This is a genomic window from Pseudomonas frederiksbergensis (assembly GCF_035751725.1).
GTDB lineage: Bacteria > Pseudomonadota > Gammaproteobacteria > Pseudomonadales > Pseudomonadaceae > Aquipseudomonas > Aquipseudomonas frederiksbergensis_A.
In genome coordinates this window covers 4,011,671-4,035,892 of the sequence record NZ_CP142104.1, presented here as the reverse complement: position 1 = coordinate 4,035,892, position 24,222 = coordinate 4,011,671, and the positions used below count along the sequence as shown (strand labels likewise).

Below are 24,222 nucleotides of genomic sequence, written 5' to 3'. Positions count from 1 at the left end.
TAGCGTGAACATATTGAAGAATACTTCTGGGGAGTGGTTATCTTGACGTTTTCGCCGATGGGGATGACCTCGCGAGTTCTGGCTGCTCTGGTCTTTTTATGGATGGTGCCCGTCGAGGCGGCGCAACTGGTCCGGATCGGCGCAGCACATTTCCCGCCCTATACCGTTCGCCCCGAAAATGGTGCCGACACCGGTCTGCTACCGCAACTGGTCGAGGCGTTGAATCGCTCCCAGACCGACTACCAGTTCGTACTCGTACCCACTTCGATTCCGCGGCGTTTCAACGATTTCAAGCAAGGCCGGGTCGACATGGCAATCTTCGAAAACCCGGAGTGGGGCTGGAAGGATGTGCCGCACACAACGGTAGACATGGGGCTGGAAGACGCGGAAATCTTTGTGGCCCAGCGTTTGCCTGAACGCCAGCAGAGCTATTTCGCCGACCTTAGGGCCAAGCGGTTGGCGCTGTTCAGCGGTTATCACTACGCTTTCGCCGAATTCAATGCCGATCCCAAATTCCTCATTGGCCAGTTCAACGCCACGTTGACTTACTCCCACGACAGCAATCTGCAAATGGTCTTGCGCGGGCGCGCGGACGTTGCGTTGGTGACCCGCTCGTACCTCAGCGACTATCTGTTGCGCAATCCTCAATTCGCTCCGCAACTGCTCGTATCCGAGCGTGTCGACCAGGTCTATCACCACTACGCCTTGATCCGGCCACAGGCGCCAATTTCCAGCGAGGCGTTCGGGCAATTGCTGGGCAAGTTGCGAGACAACGGCCAGTTGCTGGAAATTTTCAACCCTTACCAGATCGAGCTGGTGTCGACCCATCACCACTGAAGCGACACTAAATTTCCCCTACCGGCTCACGTCACTCGTTGATTACCGACGAATACGCGAGCCTTCAATGCCTGACCTCAATCCTCCAGCAACGCTGCCCTTGCCCGGTGGTCGTTGCCTCGGCGCCGATGAAACCGAACGTCACCTGAGCCTGATGCTCGAAGGCGCGCCATTGATCCAGCTGCGCCTGGAACGTGGCTCGCCGTTGCATGTGCGTTTGCAGGAAACCAACGATCGCCCAGTGGGGCCGGCACTCTGGGCGGCCTGCTATTGGCTGTTCACCCGGGATCCAGGTTGCCAGTGCCTGGTCTGGCACCTCGACGAACATCCCGGCGAAGCATTGCTCAGCGGCCTGCTGGTCGCCACCGCGCACCCCAACGAATACGCATGCGAGCGCACGCTGTTCTGGCAATTGCCGCAGCCCTGGCTAGGGGTGTCGTTCAGCGGCAGTTATCCGCAACAGATGATCATCACCGATGGCAAGCGACATCCCCGCAGGCCGATCAAGCCGCGTGGCGAGGTGTACCGCCGCTTCGATGCGCGGCTGGGTGCCTGGGTGTCCTTGCGAACCCTTGAAATCGAGCAGGACCTGGCGCGTTTCAACCGTTGGCAAAACAGCCCTCGGGTCGCCAGCTTCTGGCAGGAGGAGGGCAGCCTGGAGCAGCATCGCGAGTACTTGAGCCAATTGCAGCACGACCCTCGGGTCCTGACATTGATCGGCTGTTTCGACGACCAGCCATTCGCGTATTTCGAAGCGTATTGGGCCAAGGAAGATCGAATCGCGCCGTTCTACCCGGCTGACGATTATGACCGTGGCATCCATATGCTGGTGGGTGAAGGACAACACCGCGGCCCGCATAAGGTCGCCAGCTGGTTATCGGCACTGGTGCATTATCTGTTTCTGGACGACCCGCGTACCCAACGCGTGGTAGCCGAGCCCAGGGCTGACAATGCTCGAATGATCGGGCATTTGCACAACCAGTGCTTTCACTGCGAAAAGGAGTTCGATTTTCCGCACAAGCGAGCGGCGTTGATGATCCTGGGGCGGGAGCGGTTTTTTGATCGGTGTTCGTTGATGTGAGATGGGGCAGGTCACTGTGGGAGCGGACCCGCTCCCACATGGGCATCGGCAAATCAATGGATCACCGCCGTGCAAACGTATCCCCACGCACCCCAGACACCTTGCGGCAATGCACCAGCGCGTCGCGAATCATGAAGTTCACCAAGGTCGGCGAGACCCCCAATTCCTTGGCGATGTCCTTCTGCGGTACGCCATGCAGGCGATACATCTCGAAGGCGTAACGGGTGCGGCTGGGCAACTCGGTCAATGCTTCGGCAATGTGCTCAAGGGTGGAAAAGTTGATGTGAGACGTCTCCGGCGACGCACCCTGGATCACCACGTTCAGCCCTTCCTCTTCCGGCCCCGAGTATTTCTGTTCCAGCGCTTGCTTGCGGTAATGATCGATGGCCAGGTTGCGCACGATCTGGAACAGGTAACTGAGCTGGGCCTTGAAGGATGAGGTGATCTGGGGCGCCGATTGCAACCGGAAAAAGGCATCCTGGACGACATCTTCGGCGCGAGATCGGCAGCCAGTGATACGCGCTGCGATCTTGACCAGGATGGTTCGGTTATCGACGAATGCCTGGAGTAGCGGTGAGTCGCACCTGCTTGTGGATACTTGTTCCGTCATGGAATTCACCTTGCTGCAAATAGTTAGCAGGACGACCGGTCTGGCGGACATGTCCTACGCATCGACGGCCAAATTAGGCTTAATGATAATTATTGTCAATTGAGAAGAAGAATTATTGATGGGCGGAAGTCCAGCTCCCCAGGCTGCGACTCATTGCCGCGGTGCGCGGTGGTCCGCAGGTCTGGTACCTGCGTGGGAACAGGGTTCGGCGACTAATTATTTGCCGGTATCATCCGTCCCCATGGGTGACCACTTGCAAGCCGAATTTCAGGCAGGAGCCCCTCATGACCGACGCGTTCGAACTTCCCAGCACCCTGGCTCATGCCCTCCAGCGCCGCGCCACGTTGACCCCGGACCGGGTAGCCTTGCGCTTCCTTGCCGACACCCCGGAGCAGGGCGTGGTCTTGAGTTATCGCGACCTGGATCTGCGCGCCCGGACCATTGCCGCCGCCTTGCAGGCCGAAGCAGAATCCGGCGACCGGGCGGTGCTGCTGTTTCCCAGCGGCCCGGATTATGTCGCGGCGTTTTTCGGTTGCCTGTACGCCGGCGTGATCGCCGTGCCGGCCTACCCGCCGGAGTCCACCCGTCGGCACCATCAGGAGCGCTTGCTGTCGATCATCGCCGACGCCGAACCGCGGCTGTTGCTGAGCACCGCTGACTTGCGCGACACCTTGCAAGCCATCGAATCGGCTCCCCCGGTGCTGTGCGTCGATACGCTCGATCCGACCCGCGCCGAGCAATGGCGAATGCCGGACCTGCAAGACGATGACATCGCCTTCCTGCAATACACTTCCGGTTCCACCGCATCGCCAAAGGGCGTACAGGTCAGCCACGGCAACCTCGTCGCCAATGAGCTGTTGATTCGCCATGGCTTCGGCATCGATGTGAATCCCGACGATGTCATTGTCAGTTGGCTGCCGCTGTATCACGACATGGGGCTGATCGGTGGGTTGTTGCAGCCGATTTTCAGTGGCGTGCTTTGCGTGCTGATGTCGCCGGCCTATTTCCTCGCGCGGCCGTTGCGCTGGCTCGAAGCGATCAGCGAATACGGCGGCACCATCAGCGGCGGCCCGGACTTCGCCTATCGCCTGTGCAGCGAACGGGTCAGTGAATCCGCCCTGGCCCGCCTCGACCTGAGCGGCTGGCGCGTCGCTTATTCCGGCTCCGAACCGATCCGCCTCGACAGCCTGGAACGCTTCGCCGAAAAATTCGCGGCGTGCGGCTTCACGGCCGACAGTTTCATGGCGTCCTACGGGCTGGCCGAAGCGACATTGTTCGTGGCTGGCACGCCACGTGGCCGGGGCATCCCCTCGATGTGCATGGATGACGCGGCCTTGACGCAAAACCGTGCCGAGCCCGGGCAGGGCAGTGCGGTGATGAGCTGTGGTGTCAGCCAGCCGGGCCATGCGGTGCTGATCGTCGAGCCCAACACCCTGCAACCGCTCAGCGACAGCCAGGTTGGCGAAGTCTGGGCCGCCGGGCCGAGCATCGCCCGCGGTTACTGGCGCAACCCCGAGGCCAGCGCCAAGACCTTCGTCGAGCATGACGGCCGCACGTGGCTGCGCACCGGCGACCTGGGTTTTGTCCGCGAAGGTGAGCTGTTCATCACCGGACGCTTGAAGGACATGTTGATCGTGCGCGGGCAAAACCTTTACCCGCAGGACATCGAGCAAACCATCGAGCGGGAAGTGGAGGTGGTGCGTAAAGGGCGGGTTGCCGCCTTCGCCGTCAACGAGGCGGGTGAGGAAGGCATCGGCATTGCCGCTGAGATCAGCCGCAGCGTGCAGAAGATCCTGCCTCCCGAAGCCCTGATCAACGCGATTCGCCAAGCCGTGGCCGACGCCTGCCAGCAAGCGCCTAGCGTGGTGGTGCTGCTCAATCCTGGGGCGCTGCCGAAGACGTCCAGCGGCAAACTGCAGCGTTCGGCGTGCCGCGCCCGATTGGCGGATGGCAGCCTCGACCGCTATGCACTGTTTCCTTCGCCCAAGACTGAGACGGTCGACGAATCCGCGCCGTCATCCGAGCTGCAAGACCTGATCGGCCGTCTCTGGTGCGAGCAGTTGCAGATCGATCGGGTGCAGGGCAATGACCATTTTTTCCTGCTGGGTGGCAATTCCATCGCAGCCACCCAAGTCATTGCACGGCTGCGTGAAGTGCTGGGTATGGAGCTCAACCTGCGCCTGCTTTTTGAAGCGCCGACCCTGGGTGCTTTCGCGATGGCGGTGGCGAACCTGCAACAGGACGGCGGCCAGGCCCAGGGGGTTATCAATTCAATGGCCCGCGATGAAGCCCTGCCGCAATCCCTGGCCCAGAACCGTTTGTGGCTGACTTGGCAGCTGGATCCTGCCAGTCGCGCCTACAACATCCCCGGCGCCCTGCGCCTGCGTGGCGAGCTGGACGAAGCAGCGTTGCGCGTCAGCTTCCAGCAATTGGTCGAGCGCCACGAATCCTTGCGCACGCGCTTCCTGGAACGCGATGGCGTGGCCCTGCAACAGATCGATCCGGCCGGTGAGTTCAATCTCCAGGTGATCGACCTCGGCGATGTGCCCGCCGACCAGCGCGAGGCGCGGGCGCGGCAGATCCGCGAAGACGAGGCGGCCACTCGATTCGATCTGGAAAACGGGCCGCTGCTGCGGGTCACTTTGTTGCGCCTGGCTGAAGACGATCACCAGCTGTTGGTGACGATGCATCACATCATCGCCGATGGCTGGTCGATGAATGTCTTGATCGATGAGTTTTCGCGGCTGTACGCCGCAGCGTCCCAAGGGCAGGTCGCCGAACTGCCGCCGTTGCCGCTGCAATACGCGGACTACGGCAGTTGGCAGCGGCAATGGCTCGCCCAGGGCGAAGCCGAGCGCCAATTGGCGTATTGGAAAAAGCAATTGGGCGACGAGCACCCGCCCCTGGCGTTGTTTACCGACCATCCGCGCAGCGCCCAGCAGCATCGCAGCGCGGCGCGCCATACCCTGCGCCTGGACAAGCCGCTAGGCGATGCCCTGCGCCAGGTCGCCCACGCCCATGACGCCACGGTGTTCATGCTGTTGCTGGCGGCGTTCCAGGCCTTGTTGCAGCGCTACACTGGCCAATCCGACCTGCGCATCGGCGTGCCCAACGCCAACCGCCCGCGCCTGGAAACCCAAGGGCTGATCGGCTTTTTCATCAACACCCAGGTACTGCGCGCACAAGTCGATTCGCGCCAGCCATTCGTCGCGTTGCTGGCCCAGGCCCGGGAGGCGACGCTCGGCGCCCAGGCCCATCAGGACCTGCCCTTCGAACAGCTGCTGGAAGTCTTCCCCCAGGCCCGCGAACAAGGTCTGTTCCAGGTGATGTTCAACCACCAGCAGCGCGACCTCGGCGCGTTGCGGCGCCTGCCCGGGCTGTTGGCCGATGAATTGCCATGGCACAGCCGCGAAGCCAAGTTCGACCTGCAATTGCACAGCGAGGAAGACCGTAACGGCCAGCTGACACTGTCGTTCGACTACGCGGACGAGCTGTTCGAGGCGGCAACCGTCGCACGCCTGGCCGAACATTTCTGCAGCGTGCTGCGAGCGGTCTGCGCTGATCCCCGACAGGCCCTCGGCGACCTGCCGTTGTTGAGTGCCGAAGAACTCGTCCAGCAGCAGCGCTGGGCGACGGCACCCTGCGCGCCCGCCACACAATGGCTACCGGAACTGCTCAACGAACAGGCCCGCCGCACTCCGCAACGCACTGCATTGCAGTGGGACGGTGGTTCACTGGACTACGCCGAACTGCACGCCCAGGCCAATCGGCTGGCCCATTATCTTCGAGACAAAGGCGTCGGCCCCGACGTCTGCGTGGCGATTGCCGCCGAGCGGTCGGCGCAATTGCTCGTCGGCGTGCTGGCGATCATCAAGGCCGGCGGCGCCTACGTGCCGCTGGATGTCGATTACCCGAGCGAGCGCCTGGCCTACATGCTCCACGACAGCGGCGTCGATCTGCTCCTGACCCAAACCGCGCTGCTCGAACGCTTGCCGACCTGCGAGGGCGTCAGCGTCATCGCCATGGACGCGCTGCACCTGGAGCAGTGGCCGAGCAATCCGCCGGGGCTGCACTTGCATGGCGATCATCTGGCCTACGTGATCTACACCTCCGGCTCGACCGGCCAACCCAAGGGCGTTGGCAATACTCACGCGGCCCTGGCTGAGCGCCTGCAATGGATGCAGGCCACCTATGGGCTGGATGAAACCGACGTGTTGATGCAAAAGGCGCCGATCAGTTTCGACGTGTCGGTGTGGGAATGCTTCTGGCCGTTGATCACTGGCAGCCGCTTGGTCCTGGCCGGCCCGGGCGAACACCGGGATCCGCACCGCATTGCCCAATTGGTCGAGCAGTTTGGCGTGACCACGCTGCACTTCGTCCCGCCGCTGCTCAGCCTGTTTATCGACGAGCCCTTGAGCGCCCGTTGCACGAGCCTGCGACGGATTTTCTCCGGGGGCGAAGCCCTGCCGGCCGAGTTGCGCAACCGGGTGCTCGCGCAGCTGCCGACAGCGCAGTTGCACAATCGCTACGGCCCGACCGAAACCGCCATCAACGTCACCCATTGGCATTGCACCGCAGGCGATGACGAGCGCTCGCCCATCGGTCGTCCCTTGGCGAATGTGCTGTGCCGGATCCTCGACAATGAACTCAATCCCGTGCCCGTCGGCGTCCCGGGGGAACTGTGCATCGGTGGCCTTGGCCTGGCCCGGGGTTACCTCGGGCGCCCGGCGCTGACGGCGGAACGTTTTGTCGCCGATCCCCAGGGACCGGCTGGCGCCCGGCTGTACCGCACTGGCGATTTGGCGCGTTGGGATGCCGACGGGGTGATCGAATATCTCGGCCGCCTCGATCAACAAGTCAAACTGCGCGGTTTCCGCGTCGAGCCACAGGAAATCGAGGCGCGCTTGTTGGCCCAGGACGGTGTCGCCCAGGCGGCGGTGCTGGTGCGCGACACGGCGGCCGGTCCGCAGTTGATCGGCTATTACACCGCCGCAGCGCCTGACGAAGACGCCGCCGCCCAGGCCGCTCGCCTGAAAAATGCCCTCGCCAGCGAGCTGCCTGACTACATGGTGCCCGCGCAATTGTTGCGCCTGGACGCCATGCCCTTGAGCCCGAGCGGCAAGCTCGACCGTCGTGCGTTGCCCGAGCCGCAATGGCAGGTGCGCGAACACGTCGAGCCGGTCAGTGTCATCGAGCAGCAGATCGCCGGAATCTGGCGCGAGGTGCTGGGCCTTGCCCGCATCGGCCTGCGGGACGATTTCTTTGCCTTGGGTGGCCATTCATTGCTGGCGACCCAGATCATTTCCCGCACGCGCCAGGCCTGCGACGTCGAGCTGCCGTTGCGCGCGTTGTTCGAAGCCAGCGAGCTGGGCGCCTTCGCCGAACAGGTGCGGTTGATCCAGGCCAGCGGCCGGACCAACCGCCAGCCGCCGATCGAGAAAGTCGACCGCAGCCAACCGGTGCCACTGTCCTATTCCCAGCAACGCATGTGGTTCCTCTGGCAAATGGAGCCGGACAGCCCGGCCTATAACGTCGGCGGCATGGCGCGCCTGCGCGGGGTACTGGATGTCGGGCGCTTCGAAGCGGCGTTGCAGGCCTTGATCGTGCGCCATGAAACCCTGCGCACCACGTTCCCCAGCGTCGACGGCGTGCCGTGCCAACAGGTACACGACGAGACGGGCCTGCGCATGGACTGGAAAGATTTTTCCATGCTCGACGCCGACATTCGCCAACAGCGCGTGCAGCAACTGGCGGACAGCGAGGCCCACGAGCCCTTCGACCTGGAAACCGGGCCGCTGCTGCGGGCGTGCCTGGTCAAGACCGCCGAGCGCGAACACTACCTGGTGCTGACGCTGCATCACATCGTCACCGAAGGCTGGGCGATGGACATTTTTGCCCGCGAACTGAGCGCGCTGTACGAAGCCTTCATCGATGACCGCGAGTCGCCGCTGGAACCGTTGCCGGTGCAATACCTGGACTACAGCGCCTGGCAGCGCCAATGGCTGGAGTCCGGCGAGCGCCAGCGCCAGCTCGATTACTGGACCACGCAGTTGGGCCGCGAACATCCCTTGCTGGAATTGCCGGCGGACCGCCCGCGTCCGCCGGTGCAAAGTCATCGCGGCGAACTGTTGCGTTTCGACCTCAGCGACGACTTGGCCGCACGGGTCCGAGCGTTCAACGCCGAGCATGGCCTGACCCTGTTCATGACCATGACCGCTGCGCTGGCGGTGCTGCTCTATCGCTACAGCGGCCAGACCGATCTGCGCATCGGCGCGCCGGTGGCCAACCGGATCCGGCCGGAAAGCGAAGGGCTGATCGGCGCGTTCCTCAATACCCAAGTGCTGCGTTGCCAACTCGACGGGCAGATGTCCGTGGGCGAGCTGTTCGAGCAGGTGCGCCACACGGTGATCGAGGGCCAGTCCCACCAGGACCTGCCGTTCGATCATCTGGTGGAAGCTTTGCAGCCACCGCGCAGCGCGGCGTACAACCCGCTGTTCCAAGTGATGTGCAACGTACAGCGCTGGGAATTCCAGCAGAGCCGCACGCTGGCCGGCATGAGTGTCGACTATTTGGTCAACGACGCCCGCGCGACCAAGTTCGACCTCAACCTGGAAGTCACGGACCTTGATCAGCGCCTGGGTTGCTGCCTGACCTACAGCACCGATTTGTTCGACGAACCGCGCATTGCCCGCATGGCCGGGCACTGGCGCAACCTGTTGGAAGCGCTGCTGGTGGACCCGGCTCGGCGCTTGAGCGAACTGCCGCTGCTGGACGCCAGTGAGCAGCGGCAGTTGCTCGACAGCCTCGGCGAAGAGCCGGGCGAGCATCGCCTGGATCGATGCATCCATGCATTGTTCGAAGAACAGGCCCACCTGCGCGCGGACGCGCCGGCGCTGACGTTCGCCGGGCAGACCCTGACCTATGGGGAACTCGAACGCCGGGCCAATCGCCTGGCCTGGATGTTGCGAGACCGCGGCGTCGGGCCGCAGGTCCGGGTAGGGCTGGCCCTGGAGCGCTCGCTGGAAATGGTCGTCGGCCTGCTGGCGATCCTCAAGGCGGGCGGCGCCTACGTGCCGCTGGATCCGGAATATCCGCTGGACCGCTTGCTCTACATGATCGAGGACAGCGGCGTCGGCTTGCTGCTCAGCGATCGGGCCATGTTCCAGGCCCTCGGCGAACTGCCCGAAGGCGTGCAGCGCTGGTGCCTGGAAGATGATCGCGAGGCCCTGGCGGATTATCCCGAGCAGTCGCCGCCGCTGATCAACCTGCCGCAGCACCAGGCCTATCTGATCTACACCTCCGGCTCCACCGGCAAACCCAAGGGGGTGGTGGTGTCCCACGGTGAGATCGCCATGCATTGCCAGGCGGTGATCCAGCGCTTCGGCATGCGCTTTGATGACTGCGAATTGCATTTCTACTCGATCAATTTCGACGCCGCTACCGAGCGCTTGCTGGTGCCGCTGCTCAGTGGCGCCCATGTGGTGCTGCGTGCCCAGGGCCAATGGGATGCCGAGCAAATCTGCGGCCTGATCCGCCAACACCGCATCAACGTCCTGGGTTTCACGCCCAGCTATGGCAGCCAATTGGCGCAATGGTTGGCAACCCAGGGCCAAACGCTGCCGGTGCGCATGTGCATCACGGGTGGCGAAGCCCTGACGGGCGAGCATTTGCAGCGCATCCGCGCCGCGTTCAGCCCGAAGCTGTTCTTCAACGCCTACGGCCCGACCGAAACCGTGGTCATGCCGCTGGCGAGCCTTGCCCCGGAACAACTGGAAGAGGGCGCCGGCAGCGTACCGATCGGCAGCGTGATCGGCGCTCGCGTGGCCTACATTCTCGACGCCGACCTGGCATTGGTGCCACAAGGTGCGACGGGTGAGTTGTATGTCGGCGGCGCCGGGTTGGCCCAGGGTTATCACCAGCGCCCGGGCATGACCGCCGAACGTTTTGTCGCCGACCCATTTGCTGCCGATGGCGGACGGCTGTATCGCACCGGGGACTTGGTGCGCCAGCGCGGCGATGGGCAGGTGGAGTACCTGGGACGAGTCGATCATCAGGTGAAGATTCGCGGTTTCCGTATCGAACTGGGGGAAATCGAAAACCGTCTGCTGGAACACGACGCCGTGCGCGAGGCCGTGGTCTTGGCCTTGGATATGCCGGGTGGCAAGCAGTTGGCCGGTTACCTGGTCAGCGACATCACCGAACAGGATACCGCCGGGCAAGCGGCCCTGCGAGAAGCGCTGAAAAACCAACTCAAGGCGCAACTGCCGGACTATATGGTGCCCGCGCATTTGATCCTGCTGCCGAGCATGCCGCTGACCGCCAACGGCAAGCTCGACCGCCGCGCCTTGCCGATGCCGGATCCGGAGCTCAATCGCCAGCAGTACGTGGCGCCGAGCAATGCGGTGGAGCAAGCGTTGGCGGCGATCTGGTGCGACGTGCTGAACGTCAGGCAAGTCGGCCTCAACGACAACTTCTTCGAACTGGGCGGCGATTCGATCCTGTCGATCCAGGTTGTCAGCCGGGCCCGGCAACAAGGCCTGCATTTCACGCCGCGGGATTTGTTCCAGCACCAGACCGTGCAGGCCCTGGCGGCCGTCGCCACTCACAGCGAACAAGTAAGCGCCGAGCAAGGCTTGTTGAGCGGTGAATCGGGGCTGACGCCGATCCAGCATTGGTTCTTTGCCCGCGAGATACCCAACCGTCATCACTGGAACCAGGCGTTGTTGCTGGAGCCGACCACGTGCTTGCAGCCCGGTCTCCTGGAGCAAGCGTTGCGCGCGGTGTTCGAGCAGCACGATGCCTTGCGCCTGGGCTTCGTCAACAGCGCCGGGCACTGGCGCGCCGAGCATCAGCCAATGTTCGAGGGGGCGCTGTTGGAGGCTGTGTCGGTGGATTCGCCGCACGCTTGCGAAGCCGTATTTGCCCAGGCGCAGCGTGGCTTCGAGCTGTCGAGCGGGCCGCTGCTGCGGGCCGTACTGGCGCAGCTGCCGGACAGTCGGCAGCGCTTGCTGATCGCTGTCCATCACTTGGTGGTGGATGGTGTGTCATGGCGAGTGTTGATGGACGACCTGCAAACCGCCTATCGCCAATGCATCGACAAACACACACTGCAATTGCCGGCAAAGACCAGTCCGTTCCGTGACTGGGCCGCGCGTTTGCAGGCTTACGCCGGCAGTGAGTCCCTGCGCGAAGAGTTGAGCTGGTGGCAAGGCCAGTTGAGTGGCCCGGACGTAACGCTGCCTTGTGCGCGTCCCGATGGCGGACGGCAGGAGCGGCATGCCGGCATCGTCAACCTGCGCCTCGACGCCGAGCGCACCCGACAACTTCTGCAACAAGCGCCAAGCGCCTATCGCACCCAGGTCAACGATCTGTTGCTCACCGCGCTGGCCCGGGTGTTGTGCCGTTGGAGCAATCACGAATCGGCCTTGGTCCAGCTCGAAGGGCATGGCCGCGAGGCGCTGTTCGATGATCTCGACCTGACCCGCACCGTGGGTTGGTTCACCAGCGTCTATCCGCTGCGCCTGAGCCCGTCGGCCGCTGATATCGGCAGTTCGATCAAAGCCATCAAGGAGCAGCTGCGCGCGGTGCCGCACAAGGGCCTCGGCTATGGCGTGCTGCGTTACCTGGCAGATACCGGCACCCGTGAGGCGATGGCCGGCCTGCCGCAAGCGACCGTCACGTTCAACTACCTCGGCCAGCTCGACCATACCCTCGGCCAGGACGCGTTGTTCCGCCCGCTGGACGAAGCGCTTGGCGCGATCCATGACCCCGACGCACCGCTGCCCAACGAACTGAGCCTCGACTGCCAGGTCAGTGGCGGCGAGCTGGCGCTGCGCTGGACCTTCAGCGCCGAGCGTCACGACCGCCAGGCCATCGCCGCGCTCGCCGACGACTACCTTGAGCAATTGCAGCACCTGATCGAGCATTGCCTCACGGACGAGGCGGGCGGCCTGACGCCATCGGACTTCCCGCTGGCGAAACTGACCCAGGCACAGTTGGACAACCTGCCGGTGCCGGCCGCAGAGATCGAAGATGTCTACCCGCTGACCCCGATGCAGGAAGGCATGCTGTTGCATACGCTGCTGGAGCCGGGCACGGGCCTGTATTACATGCAGGACCGCTACCGCATCAACAGCGAACTCGACCCCCAGCGTTTCGCCCAGGCCTGGCAAGCGGTGATCGCCCGTCACGAAGCCTTGCGCGCCTCGTTCTGCTGGAACGTCGGCGAAGACATGCTGCAGGTCATCCACAAGCCCGGCCGCACGCCGGTGGAATACCTCGACTGGACGCAAGTACCCGAGCAAGCCCAGGAGCCCAAGCTCCAGGCGCTGCTCAAGCGCGAACGCGAGGCCGGTTTCGATCTGTTGAACGAGCCGCCATTCCACTTGCGTTTGATCCGGGTCGGCGCGGCGCGCTACTGGTTCATGATGAGCAACCACCACATTCTCATCGATGCGTGGTGCCGTTCGTTGCTGATGGACGATTTCTTTGAGATCTACACCGCCCTCGGTGAACAGCGCGAGCCCCGCCTGGCTGTACCGCCGCGCTATCGCGACTACATCGGCTGGCTGCAGCGCCGGGGCCTGGCCGACGCCAGGCAGTGGTGGAAGCAGAACCTGCAAGGCTTCGAGCGGACCACGCCGATCCCTGGCGACCGGCCGTTCCTGCGCGAGCATGCCGGTGACAGCGGCGGCATGGTTGTCGGCGATTGCTACACCCGCCTCGATGCCCGGGACGGTGCGCGCCTGCGGGAGCTGGCCCAAGCCCATCAATTGACCGTCAACACCTTCGCCCAGGCGGCCTGGGCCCTGGTGTTGCGCCGTATCAGCGGTGATCGCGACGTATTGTTCGGCGTCACCGTGGCCGGGCGGCCGGTGGAGCTGCCGCACATGCAACGCACGGTGGGGCTGTTCATCAACAGCGTTGCCCTGCGGGTACAAATGCCGGCGGATGACCAGTGCTGCAGCGTGCGCCAATGGCTCAGCGGCTTGCTGGACAACAACATGCAACTGCGCGAGTACGAATACCTGCCGCTGGTGAGCATCCAGGACGTCAGCGAGCTGCCCAAGGGCCAGCCGTTGTTCGACAGTTTGTTCGTGTTCGAGAACGCGCCGGTGGAAGTTTCGGTGCTGGACCGCGCCCAGAGTCTCAACGCCACATCGGATTCAGGTCGCACCCACACCAACTTCCCGCTGACGGCGGTGTGCTATCCGGGCGACGACCTGGGGCTCCATCTGTCCTACGACCAGCGCTACTTCGATGAGTCGACCGTCCAAGGGCTGCTGGGCGAGTTCAAGCGATTGCTGCTGGCGTTGATGGAAGGGTTCCACGGCGACATGGCCGAGCTGCCGCTGATCGGCCCTGAGGAACAGGATTTCCTCATCGAAGGTTGCAACCAGAGCGCGCGGGCCTATCCGCTGGAACAGAGCTACGCTCAGCTGTTCGAGGCCCGGGTGAGGGCTCATCCGCAACGCATTGCCGCCAGTTGCCAGGACGATACCTGGACGTACGCTGTGTTGAACGAACGCAGCAATCGCCTCGGCCATGCCCTGATCGAGGCGGGCGTTGGTCTCGACCAGCCGGTGGCGCTGCTGGCCGCGCGCGACCTGGATTTGCTCGGCATGATCATCGGCAGCTTCAAGGCCGGCGGCGGTTACCTGCCGCTGGACCCGGGCCTGCCGAGCCAGCGCCTGAGCCGCATCATCGAGCTGAGCCGCACGCCGTTGCTGGTTTGCACGCAAGCCTGTCGTGAGCAGGCGCTGGCCTTGCTGGAAGAGTTTGCTTGTGCCGGACGGCCGAAGCTGCTGGTCTGGGAGGACGTCCAGGCCAGCGCAGTGTCGACGGACAATCCAGGCATTTACAGCGGGCCGGACAACCTCGCATACGTGATCTATACCTCAGGCTCCACCGGATTGCCCAAAGGCGTAATGGTCCAGCAGCGCGGCATGCTCAATAACCAGCTCAGCAAGGTGCCGTACCTGGCGCTGGATGAAACGGATGTGATTGCCCAGACCGCGTCACAAAGCTTCGATATTTCGGTGTGGCAGTTCCTGGCCGCGCCGTTGTTCGGCGCTCGGGTGGACATCGTGCCCAACGCCATCGCCCACGATCCTCAAGGATTGTTGGACCACGTGGGTCGCCAGGGCATTACCGTGTTGGAGAGCGTGCCGTCGCTGATCCAAGGCATGCTGGCCCAGGAGCGTATCGGCCTGGATGGCTTGCGCTGGATGCTGCCCACGGGCGAAGCGATGCCGCCGGAATTGGCCCATCAGTGGCTGGCGCGTTACCCGGCCATCGGCCTGGTGAACGCCTACGGCCCGGCGGAATGTTCCGATGACGTAGCGTTCTTCCGAGTCGACCTGGCCTCGACCCGTGGCACCTACCTGCCCATCGGCACGCCGACCGACAACAACCGCTTGTACCTGCTCGACGGCACGCTGGAACTGGTGCCATTGGGCGCGGTGGGCGAGCTGTGCGTGGCCGGCACCGGGGTGGGGCGTGGCTACGTCAGCGATCCGCTGCGTACGGCGCCGGTGTTCGTGCCCAACCCGTTCGGCGCACCGGGCGAGCGGCTGTACCGCACCGGCGACCTGGCGCGTCGTCGCAGCGATGGCGTGTTGGAATATGTCGGGCGCATCGACCATCAGGTAAAGATTCGCGGCTATCGCATCGAACTGGGAGAAATCGAAGCCCGCTTGCACGAGCGACCGGAAGTCCGCGACGCGGCGGTCGCAGTGCAGGAAGGCGCCAATGGCAAGCATCTGGTGGGCTATCTGGTCGCGGCCGACTCGACGCTCAGCCCGAGCGAACGCCTGGATCGGATCAAACAGCGCCTGCGCAGCGAACTGCCGGAATACATGGTGCCGCTGCACTGGCTATGGCTCGACCGCCTGCCTCTCAATGCCAATGGAAAACTCGATCGCAAGGCGCTGCCGGCGCTGGACATCGGCCAGTTGCACAGCCAGGACTACCACGCGCCCTCCAATGAACTGGAGCAGACCCTGGCCGATATCTGGGCCGAAGTGTTGAAGGTCGAGCGGGTGGGGGTACGGGACAACTTCTTCGAACTCGGCGGGCACTCGCTGCTGGCGACACAGATCGCTTCCCGCGTGCAAAAAGCCCTGCAGCGCAATGTGCCGCTCAGGGCCATGTTCGAGTGCAGCACGGTGCAGGAGTTGGCTGGATACATTGGCGGATTGGCTGCCAGTGAAATCACCGAGGAGAAGGTGGATCGGTTGAATGATTTGATGGCGGAGCTGGAAGGACTTTAGGTCTGCGGCGCCTGTAGCGGCCCAATCGCGAGCTTGCTCGCGATTGGGCCAGAACTACTTGCGACATGAGCCCGGATCGTTGAAAAAGGTCACCCCGGATTCAAAGGCGCCGATTTTTTGGAATGTATCGTTCACCGCGTCCAGCTGGCCGAATTGCTCAGGGGTCACGGTATTGTCATACGCCGCCACAAGTGCTTCAAAAAACTGAAGCTTTCCCTTGGCTCGCTGTCCAGAGGCTTTTCCCTGATCCAAGGCCTTCGGTTGCAAAAGGGCTACCTGTTCCCGGGCGAACGCTTCAAGTTCGGATTTTGTCATGATGATCGCTCCATACTCTGTCTGCCAAGTCTTCAAGCTATCGCCAACGGTCTATCGGATCTACTGTCCAGACCTGACAGGTCACCGCGACGCCGACGGTTGACGCTGCATGCCCGCCACGTCAGTCTCCCCAAGCTTTCCAAACGATCAACAAGGAGGTCACCCGATGCCCTTTGCAACGATTGACGGACAACCGCTCCATTACCTCGACCAAGGCCATGGCCCGGTGGTGGTGCTGGGCAGCAGTTATTTGTGGGACCACGGCATGTGGGCACCACAGATCGACGCGTTGTCGAAACACTATCGGGTCATTGTCCCGGAGCTGTGGGGGCACGGGCAGTCCGGGCGGTTGCCTGAGGGCATGAGCTCGCTGGACGATTTGTCTCGCCAGACGTTGGCGTTGATGGATTACTTGGGTATCGACTGCTTCAACCTGGTCGGGTTGTCGGTCGGGGGAATGTGGGGCGCACGGTTGGCGCTGGCGGCACCTGAGCGTGTGCAGTCGCTGGTGCTGATGGACACCTACGTCGGCGTCGAGCCGGAGCCGACCCGGCTGTATTACTTTTCGCTGTTCGACAAGATCGATGCCAGCGGCGCGATTCCCGAGCCTTTGCTGGACATCATCGTGCCGATTTTCTTCCGGCCGGGCATCGACCCGCTGTCGGCGCTCTACCAGCAGTTTCGCGCTACCTTGGCCGCGATGCCGACCGACCGCCTGAAGGACAGCATCGTGCCGTTGGGGCGGATCATTTTTGGCCGGGACGATATCTTGGCGCAGCTGCCTGGACTGGATGCCAGGCGCACGCTGGTGATGTGTGGCGACCAGGACAAGCCTCGGCCACCGTCCGAGGCTTTGGAAATGGCCAAGCTGATCGGGTGTGACCACGTGCTGATTCCGCAGGCTGGGCATATTTCCAACCTGGAAAATCCGGAGTTCGTGACGCAGGCGTTGTCAGCGTTCCTGAAACAATGGCACTGAAAACCTGTGGCGAGGGGTTAAATTCCCTCGCCACAGGTCGGTGCCCGGATCACTTCGGCCCGAGAATCTTCACCAGTTTGTCCGGCGACGGCGCGCCTTGCTGCTGTTGCAGGTCGCCCTGGTCATCCAGGTAGAAAATGGCCGGGGTGGCGGACAGTTCCAGCTCATCCATCAGTTGCTGGTTGGCGTCCAGTTTTGCCTGGATGGCCGGAGGGATCTCCTTGAGCGGCTTGAGTGCGCTGCCCTTGCCGGCCTTCTCATGGTCCGCCAGGGCTTTTTCCGGCTCCTTGGCGGCCAGCAGCGCGGCTGATTTGCCCGGGCTGTCTTCACGGATGATGCCCACCATGATGTGGCGCAACTGCACCTTGCCGGCCTTGACCCAGGGGCGGGCTTGCTCCCAGAACATGTTGCAATACGGGCAGTTCGGGTCGCTGAACAGGTACACCGTGCGAGGGGCGTCCCGGTTGCCGTCGGCGATCCAGTTGCTGGTCTCCATTTTCGCCCAGATTGCCTTGGCCATCGGCGCGTAGACCAGCTTTTGCAGCGGTTCGGCGCTCAGGTCCTTGCCGCCGGCGTCATACAGGTTGCCCAGCAACACATGCTTGCCATCCGGCGTCAGGTACAGCGCCATGCCACGGTTCTGGTATTGCGCCGCGTAACCGCGCAAGCCGTCCGGTGCTTCGAAGGTGCCGACAATCTTGGCGCCCTTGGCTTCGATTTTCTTGATGGCCGCGGGCAACTCCTCGGCCTGGAGCAGCGGTGCTTGCAACAGCGCGCCGGCGAAGGCCAGGGTCAGCAGGTGGTGGAGGCGGGGCATGGCAGTTTCCTTGTCGCGGGGTGGACCGCCGTAGTGGTACCCGGCGTATCGAAATTTTCCAGGGCCCGGGCCAGGCTCGCTTCAGATAATTCGCCCAGATGACTGCCCAGCAGACGGCCATCGGCGCTGTAGAACAGCGTCGTTGGCAGCGCCATCGAGCCGACGGCTTGGCCAAGGCGGCCGCTGCCGTCGAACAGCACGTTGGTAAGGCTCAAGCCCTGCGTGGCGAGGTAGGTGCTGACGCTTTGCATGCTTTCGGCTTGATTGACGAACAGGAAGGTAAGGTCCGGGCGCTGTTTTTGAGCTTCCTCCAGCACCGGCATTTCACGTCGGCAGGGGGGGCACCAGGTGGCCCATAGATTGATCACCAACGGGCCGCCCTGGTAATCGACAAGGTTCACGGTTTCGCCGTCGGCGTTGCGCAGGTCGATCTCCGGCAGACGGGTGCCTTGTTCATAGATCGTCAACGACATCGTCGCCACCAGCCAGAACAGCAGACCGCCGGTGACGCTGAACGCCAATGGCCGGCGCAGGCTCGGGCGGCGACGCGCCCAGAGCAGGGCGCCGACCAACAGTGCGAGGATGCCCGGCCAGGCCAGGAACCCGCCGTCGCGCAGGTCGACGATCTGCCACGGGTCGTCCCGGTAGTGGCTCCAGTAAGCGACGACAAAGCCGATCCTTGCGGCCAGGAGCCCCAGCAGGAACAGTGCGAACAGCACCGATTCGGGATTCTCGCCGCCGCGCCTTGCCACCCGCCAGCCGACGAAAGTCGCCAAGGCCAATGCGCTGATCAACAGCAAGTGATTGAGGGCAATGGCAAAGGTGCCCAAGGTCAACGTCAGCATCAGGGCGCGTTCCGGGTCATGTTCCAGCGTTCCAGGAAACCCTTGGCGTCGATTTCGCCGGTAATGCGCTGGCTTCGACGCTCCTCGCCATCGGCGCCGAGCCATAACAGGCTCGGTGGTCCAGGCACCTGATAGCGGCTGAGCAGCTCACGGCTGGCGGCGTTGTCGGCGGTGACATCCAGGCGCAGCAGGCGTACGTCCTTGAGCGCATCAAGGACTTCGGCACGGCCGAACACCTGCTTCTCCATGATTTTGCAGGACACGCACCAGTCGGCGTAGTAATCGAGCAAGACCCATTGGCCCCGGGCCTTGGCGGCGTCCAGTTCGCGTTGCAGCGCAGCGGGTTCGCTGATGGTGGTGAAGGCGTCCCGGGCCTCGGCGGTCGCCGTGGCGCGGGCACCGCTGTACACCTCCAGCGGCTTGAACAGATCATCGCTGCCTCCCGCAGCCCCAACCATCAACAGGCTGCCCCACAACCCGAACAGCAGCGAGACGCTGCCCCACAGATAGGCGGCGCGGCCGAACCCTTCTGTCTGGCGCCAGGCGCAGTAGGCGGCGATTACCAGCAGCGCACCCCACAGACCGATCCATAGCGAGCCGTCGATGACCGGGCGGATCATCAGCAACGCGGTACCCAGGAACAGGAAGCCGAATACACCTTTGAGCAGGTTCATCCAGGTGCCGGGCTTGGGTAGGAAACGATTGCCGACCGTCACCAGCAACAACAGCGGCAGGCCCATGCCGACGCCCATGGTGAACAGGATCAGGCCGCCGTGCAGCGCATTGCCGCTCTGGGCGATGTACAGCAGCGCGCCGGCCAGCGGCGCGGTCATGCACGGGCCGACCAACAGGCCAGACAGCGCCCCCAGGATGCCAGCGCCTGCCAGGTTGCCGCCGCGGCGCTGGCGGCCGGCGTTTTCCAAGCGATCACGCAGGCCGACTGGCAATTGCAATTCGAAAAAGCCGAACATCGGCAGGGCCAGTACGACGAAGATCGCCGCGAACGTGCCCAGCAACCAGGGTTGTTGCAACAATGCTTGCAGATTGGCCCCCAGCAGCGCGGCGAGCACGCCCATGGCGGCATACACCAGGGCCATGCTGATCACGTAGCTGCCGGCCAGTGCCAGGCCGCGCCGAGGGCTGGCGCCGCTGCCCACCACCAATCCCGCGAGGATCGGCAACATCGGCAACGAGCAGGGGGTGAAGGCCAACAACAGCCCCAGGCCAAAGAACACCAGCAGGCTCCAGCCCAGCGCGCGTTGTTGCAAGCCGCTGGCCAAGGCTTGGTCCTGGGCTTCGCCAGTGGCTGCCAGCGCAGTCGTACCGCCCAGGTCGACCACTTGGGTCTGGGGTGGATAGCACAGGCCCGCGTCGGCGCAGCCCTGGAAACCGACCTTGATCTTGCCGGTCGCTCCGGCGGGAATCTTCAGTTCCAGGGCCTGGCGATACACTTGTTGGTCGCCGAAGAATTCGTCGCTGTGGGCTTCGCCCTCGGGCAACTTCGGTTTTTGCGCTTCGGCCAGGCCATCGAACTTGAGCCGCTGCTGGTACAGGTAATACCCGTCGGCGATTTGCCAGAACAGCTGGGTTTCACCGGAATCCAGGCGTTCGGAGGTGAAGACGAACGCCTTTTCCACCGGCAGGAAGTCGGGTTTGGTTTCGAAGGGATTGGCGGCCTGGGCCAGGCCCGAGATCAGGAACAGCCACAGCAAAAACAATCGACGCATGGACAAAGCCTTAGAACGAAGCAAGTGAAGGGCACAGTGGCGACTGGCGATTAACCGTCGATTAACCCAGCAATAATGACAAGGGCCAATGATCGCCCATATTTGCCCGACTCGTCGCATAATGTCGGCTTAATCGGGCGCCCGCCTAATTTACTTTTTTCCTTGGGGCTTACCATGCACGTACTGGTCTGCGAAGACGATGAGTTGATTGCCAGCGGCATCGTTGCCGGGCTCACGGCTCAAGGCCTGACCGTCGAGCACGTCGCCACGGCATCGGCGGCGCGGGCGATGGTCGGCGTGGCGACGTTCGACGTCATGGTGCTGGACCTCGGCTTGCCCGATGAAGACGGCCTCAAGCTGCTCAAGCAATTGCGCCAGCAAGGCCTGGAAATCCCGGTGCTGATCCTGACCGCACGGGACTCGGTGACCGACCGTGTCGACGGCTTGCAGGCGGGCGCCGACGATTACCTGCTCAAGCCTTTCGACCTGCGCGAGCTGGCGGCGCGCCTGCACACGCTGCTGCGGCGGGTGGCGGGGCGCAGCGTCAACCTGATCGAACATGGCCGCCTGACGTACGACCCGAGCAGCCGGGAAACGATCCTGGACGGTCAGCCGGTGGACCTCTCCCGCCGCGAGCAGGCGCTGTTGCAGGCGCTGCTGCACAGCCGCGGCCGGGTGCTCTCCACCGAACAACTCAAAGACAGCGTCTACGGCTTCAGCGATGAACTGGAAAGCAACGCCCTGAACGTCCATATCCACCACCTGCGGCGCAAACTGGGCAACGGGATCGTCGAAACGGTGCGCGGGCTGGGTTACCGCCTGGGGCCGGCCGATGGCGGGGAATCCACCAAGTGATGAGCCTGCGACTGCGCTTGAGCCTGACCCTCGGGGCTGCCTTCGCCCTGATCTGGGCATTGGCCGCGGCGTGGATGCTCAGCGACCTGCGCAACCAGATGATGTTTTCCCTCGACCAGCGCCTGGTGGCCTCGGCGCGGATGGTCGCCGGGTTGCTGGAGCAGTTGCCGCCGGTTCCGAGCAAAGGTGAAGGCACGCACTTCAGTGCTGAACAATTGAGCGTTCCTGGCGGCATGGCCTGCCAGGTCAGCTCACTGCGCGGGGAGATTCTGGCGCGCAGCCATGACACCCCGGGGCAACCCCTGGAAGCCGAGAAAATGGGCTTTCATGACCAGATGATCGACGGTGCGCCGTGGCGCAGCTTTACCTTGGCCCGAGGTGACTTGCGCATCACCACCGCCGATCGCCAGATCGAACGCGAAGCCTTGAACCTGTCGGTGCTGCTGGCGGCATCGGTGCCGGTCGGCGTGGCGTTGCTCGGTTGCCTGTGCCTGCTGTGGCTGGGCATCGGCCAGGGCCTGGCGCCGCTCAACCGCATGCGCGATGCCCTGACGCGGCGCAACGCGGACTCGCTGGAACCGCTGCAGATTCATCCGCTGCCCAGCGAGTTGCGGCCCTTGCTGGAGACCCAGAATCAGTTGCTCCAGCGCATCGGCAAGACCATCGAGCGCGAACGACGGCTGACCGGCGATGCCGCCCATGAACTGCGTAGCCCGTTGACGGCCATCAAGACGCACCTGCAGGTGGCGCGGATGACCGAGGGGGCTGCGCGTGACCAGGCCCTCGCCCGGGCGGAGGAGGGGGCCGACCGGATGCATCGCACGCTGGAGCAACTGTTGCTGCTGGCCCGGGTGGAAGGCAGCCTGTCGTTCGATGATGGGGTGCAATGCAACGCCGAGCAGGTCGCGCGGCTGGCCATCCAGGACGCCACCGGCGGCGCACCCCAGCGGATCAGGATGCGGGTATCGCCTCAACTGACCGATGCGCCGGTGCAGATGCCGGCGGTGCTGTCCATTGCCGCGCTGCGCAATCTGCTGGAAAACGCCTTGCGCCATACGCCGGACGAGACTGACGTCGAGTTGAACCTGGAAATGGTGGGCCAGCGCGTGCGTTTCCAGGTGCGTGATCATGGGCCGGGCATCGCCGCCGACGATATCCAGCACCTGACCCAGCGCTTCTGGCGCAACGGCCAGAGCAATGGCTGCGGGCTGGGGCTGGCGATTGTCCAGGCCATCGTCCAGCGTTGCGGCTGTGGCCTGCAGTTCGACAGCCGCGCGGACGGTTTGCGGGTTGAGCTGACCGTGCCGGTGCAACTGTCGCCCGTTCTGTAGATAACTCGCCACGGGTCTTCAATCGGCAGTAAATCCTTGCCCTGCTGATGCGTTTCCACAACAGGAAACCTGCATGTGCGCTACCGAATGCGCACCTGCCCGGTGCGCCGTTGGGTCACTCATTGCGGGGTCGAGAACATGTCAGTCACAAGTCCTATCGAAGCGTCGCCAGTACGAAGCAGTTCCACGCCGGTCGAGACGCTTTACCAGTTCAACGAATCGCCATTGCTGGCTCGTCAGAATCGCCAGGAATCCAATGCCCGCAGCTATCCACGGCGAATCCCCTTGGCACTCAAGCGCGCCAAGGGCCTGTACGTCGAGGATGTCGAGGGTCGCACTTTCATTGATTGCCTGGCCGGCGCCGGCACGCTGGCGCTCGGGCACAACCACCCGGTGGTGATCGAGGCGATCCAGCAAGTGCTCGCCGATGAATTGCCGCTGCATACCCTGGACCTGACCACGCCGGTCAAGGACCGCTTTGTCCAGGACCTGTTTGGCCTGTTGCCGGCAGCCCTCGCCGCCGAAGCGAAAATCCAGTTCTGCGGGCCCACCGGCACCGATGCGGTGGAAGCGGCGCTCAAGCTGGTCCGCACTGCGACGGGGCGAAGCACGGTCCTGTCGTTCCAGGGCGGCTATCACGGGATGAGCCAGGGCGCGTTGAGCCTGATGGGCAGCCTGGGGCCGAAGAAACCCTTGGGTGCCTTGCTCAGCAACGGCGTGCAGTTCATGCCGTATCCCTACGATTACCGCTGCCCGTTCGGACTGGGCGGTGTGGCGGGCGTCAGGGCCAATCTGCATTACCTGGAAAACCTGCTGAACGATCCGGAGGCCGGCGTGCAGTTGCCGGCGGCCGTCATCGTCGAAGTGGTGCAGGGCGAGGGCGGCGTCATACCGGCCGACCTCGACTGGCTGCGCGGTTTGCGACGGATCACCGAGCAGGCCGGCGTGGCGCTGATCGTCGATGAGATCCAGAGCGGTTTTGGTCGCACCGGCAAGATGTTTGCCTTCGAGCACGCCGGAATCGTCCCGGACGTGGTCGTGCTGTCCAAGGCCATCGGCGGCAGCCTGCCGCTGGCGGTCGTGGTGTATCGCGACTGGCTGGACACTTGGCTGCCGGGCGCCCATGCCGGTACTTTCCGAGGCAACCAGATGGCCATGGCCGCCGGTTCCGCCGTGATGCGTTATCTGGTGGAGCACAACCTGTCGGCCCACGCGGCCGCCATGGGCGAGCGCTTGAGGGAACATTTGCATATCCTGCAACGGGATTTCCCGCAGTTGGGCGATATCCGCGGTCGCGGGCTGATGCTCGGCGTCGAGCTGGTAGACCCGGCGGGCCAACCGGACACCCAGGGTCATCCACCGGTGCACGCACGCCTGGCGCCACGGTTGCAGCGTGAATGCCTCAAGCGTGGGTTGATCCTGGAGTTGGGCGGAAGACAAGGAGGCGTGGTGCGGTTCCTGCCGCCCTTGATCATCACGGCGGCGGAAATCGACCGGGTCGCGGAGATTTTCCGGCACGCCCTTGAAGCCGCCGTGGCCGACGCCTAATTTTCA

At 63.7% G+C, this 24,222-nt stretch carries 12 protein-coding genes; 7 read left to right on the top strand and 5 right to left on the bottom strand.

Going from position 1 to position 24,222, the window contains the following annotated elements; all coding sequences use genetic code 11:
• Nucleotides 1-63: 63 nt before the first annotated feature.
• Both VQ575_RS17855 and VQ575_RS17850 read left to right on the top strand, forming a co-directional pair.
• Entirely contained in the window at nucleotides 64-837 is a 774-nt protein-coding gene (locus VQ575_RS17855; protein ID WP_039588999.1) for a substrate-binding periplasmic protein, read from the top strand.
• Nucleotides 838-904: 67 nt separating this feature from the next.
• Nucleotides 905-1,918 carry a GNAT family N-acetyltransferase gene (locus tag VQ575_RS17850; protein WP_325918129.1) on the top strand — a complete coding sequence of 338 codons (1,014 nt, stop codon included), beginning with the start codon at nucleotides 905-907 and terminating at the stop codon, nucleotides 1,916-1,918.
• 61 nt (nucleotides 1,919-1,979) lie between these two features.
• Here the strand turns inward: VQ575_RS17850 and VQ575_RS17845 are convergent, their stop codons facing one another.
• On the bottom strand, nucleotides 1,980-2,528 hold the full coding sequence (locus tag VQ575_RS17845) for an RNA polymerase factor sigma-70 (RefSeq protein WP_039589001.1): 549 nt from the start codon (nucleotides 2,526-2,528) through the stop codon (nucleotides 1,980-1,982).
• A 284-nt stretch (nucleotides 2,529-2,812) separates the two neighbouring features.
• Here VQ575_RS17845 and VQ575_RS17840 point away from each other — a divergent pair, with 284 nt between their 5' ends.
• Nucleotides 2,813-15,799 (top strand): non-ribosomal peptide synthetase, encoded by a 12,987-nt coding sequence (locus VQ575_RS17840; RefSeq protein ID WP_325918128.1) that lies wholly within the window; start codon nucleotides 2,813-2,815, stop codon nucleotides 15,797-15,799.
• A 54-nt stretch (nucleotides 15,800-15,853) separates the two neighbouring features.
• On the opposite strand, the gene VQ575_RS17835 is transcribed toward VQ575_RS17840, so the two are convergent.
• Nucleotides 15,854-16,114, bottom strand: a complete 261-nt coding sequence (locus VQ575_RS17835) for a hypothetical protein (RefSeq protein WP_198723068.1) — start codon at nucleotides 16,112-16,114, stop codon at nucleotides 15,854-15,856.
• Between the two features lie 166 nt (nucleotides 16,115-16,280).
• Here VQ575_RS17835 and VQ575_RS17830 point away from each other — a divergent pair, with 166 nt between their 5' ends.
• Nucleotides 16,281-17,093 (top strand): alpha/beta fold hydrolase, encoded by an 813-nt coding sequence (locus VQ575_RS17830; RefSeq protein ID WP_325918126.1) that lies wholly within the window; start codon nucleotides 16,281-16,283, stop codon nucleotides 17,091-17,093.
• 49 nt (nucleotides 17,094-17,142) lie between these two features.
• Here VQ575_RS17830 and dsbG read toward each other — a convergent pair whose 3' ends face one another.
• From dsbG to dsbD, 3 genes are read right to left on the bottom strand one after another with little or no spacing between them, the layout of a single operon-like run.
• The gene (gene dsbG, locus VQ575_RS17825; protein ID WP_039589005.1) at nucleotides 17,143-17,910 is read right to left on the bottom strand and encodes a thiol:disulfide interchange protein DsbG; all 768 of its coding nucleotides are present in this window, start codon (nucleotides 17,908-17,910) and stop codon (nucleotides 17,143-17,145) included.
• Entirely contained in the window at nucleotides 17,886-18,755 is an 870-nt protein-coding gene (locus VQ575_RS17820; protein WP_325918125.1) for a TlpA family protein disulfide reductase, read from the bottom strand. Before VQ575_RS17820 ends, dsbG begins: the two co-directional genes overlap by 25 nt.
• Entirely contained in the window at nucleotides 18,755-20,482 is a 1,728-nt protein-coding gene (gene dsbD, locus VQ575_RS17815; protein ID WP_039589007.1) for a protein-disulfide reductase DsbD, read from the bottom strand. The genes VQ575_RS17820 and dsbD overlap by 1 nt, the downstream gene beginning before the upstream one ends.
• 174 nt (nucleotides 20,483-20,656) lie before the next feature.
• On the opposite strand from dsbD, the gene VQ575_RS17810 reads away from it, so the two are divergent.
• From VQ575_RS17810 to VQ575_RS17800, 3 genes are all read left to right on the top strand, one after another.
• A complete protein-coding gene (locus tag VQ575_RS17810; protein ID WP_039589009.1) occupies nucleotides 20,657-21,337 on the top strand; it encodes a response regulator in 681 nt (226 codons plus the stop codon).
• Nucleotides 21,337-22,668, top strand: a complete 1,332-nt coding sequence (locus VQ575_RS17805) for a sensor histidine kinase (RefSeq protein ID WP_039589010.1) — start codon at nucleotides 21,337-21,339, stop codon at nucleotides 22,666-22,668. The genes VQ575_RS17810 and VQ575_RS17805 overlap by 1 nt, the downstream gene beginning before the upstream one ends.
• Before the next feature lie 138 nt (nucleotides 22,669-22,806).
• Nucleotides 22,807-24,216, top strand: coding sequence for an aspartate aminotransferase family protein (locus VQ575_RS17800; protein WP_325918124.1), 1,410 nt, complete (start codon nucleotides 22,807-22,809; stop codon nucleotides 24,214-24,216).
• Nucleotides 24,217-24,222 lie beyond the last annotated feature (6 nt).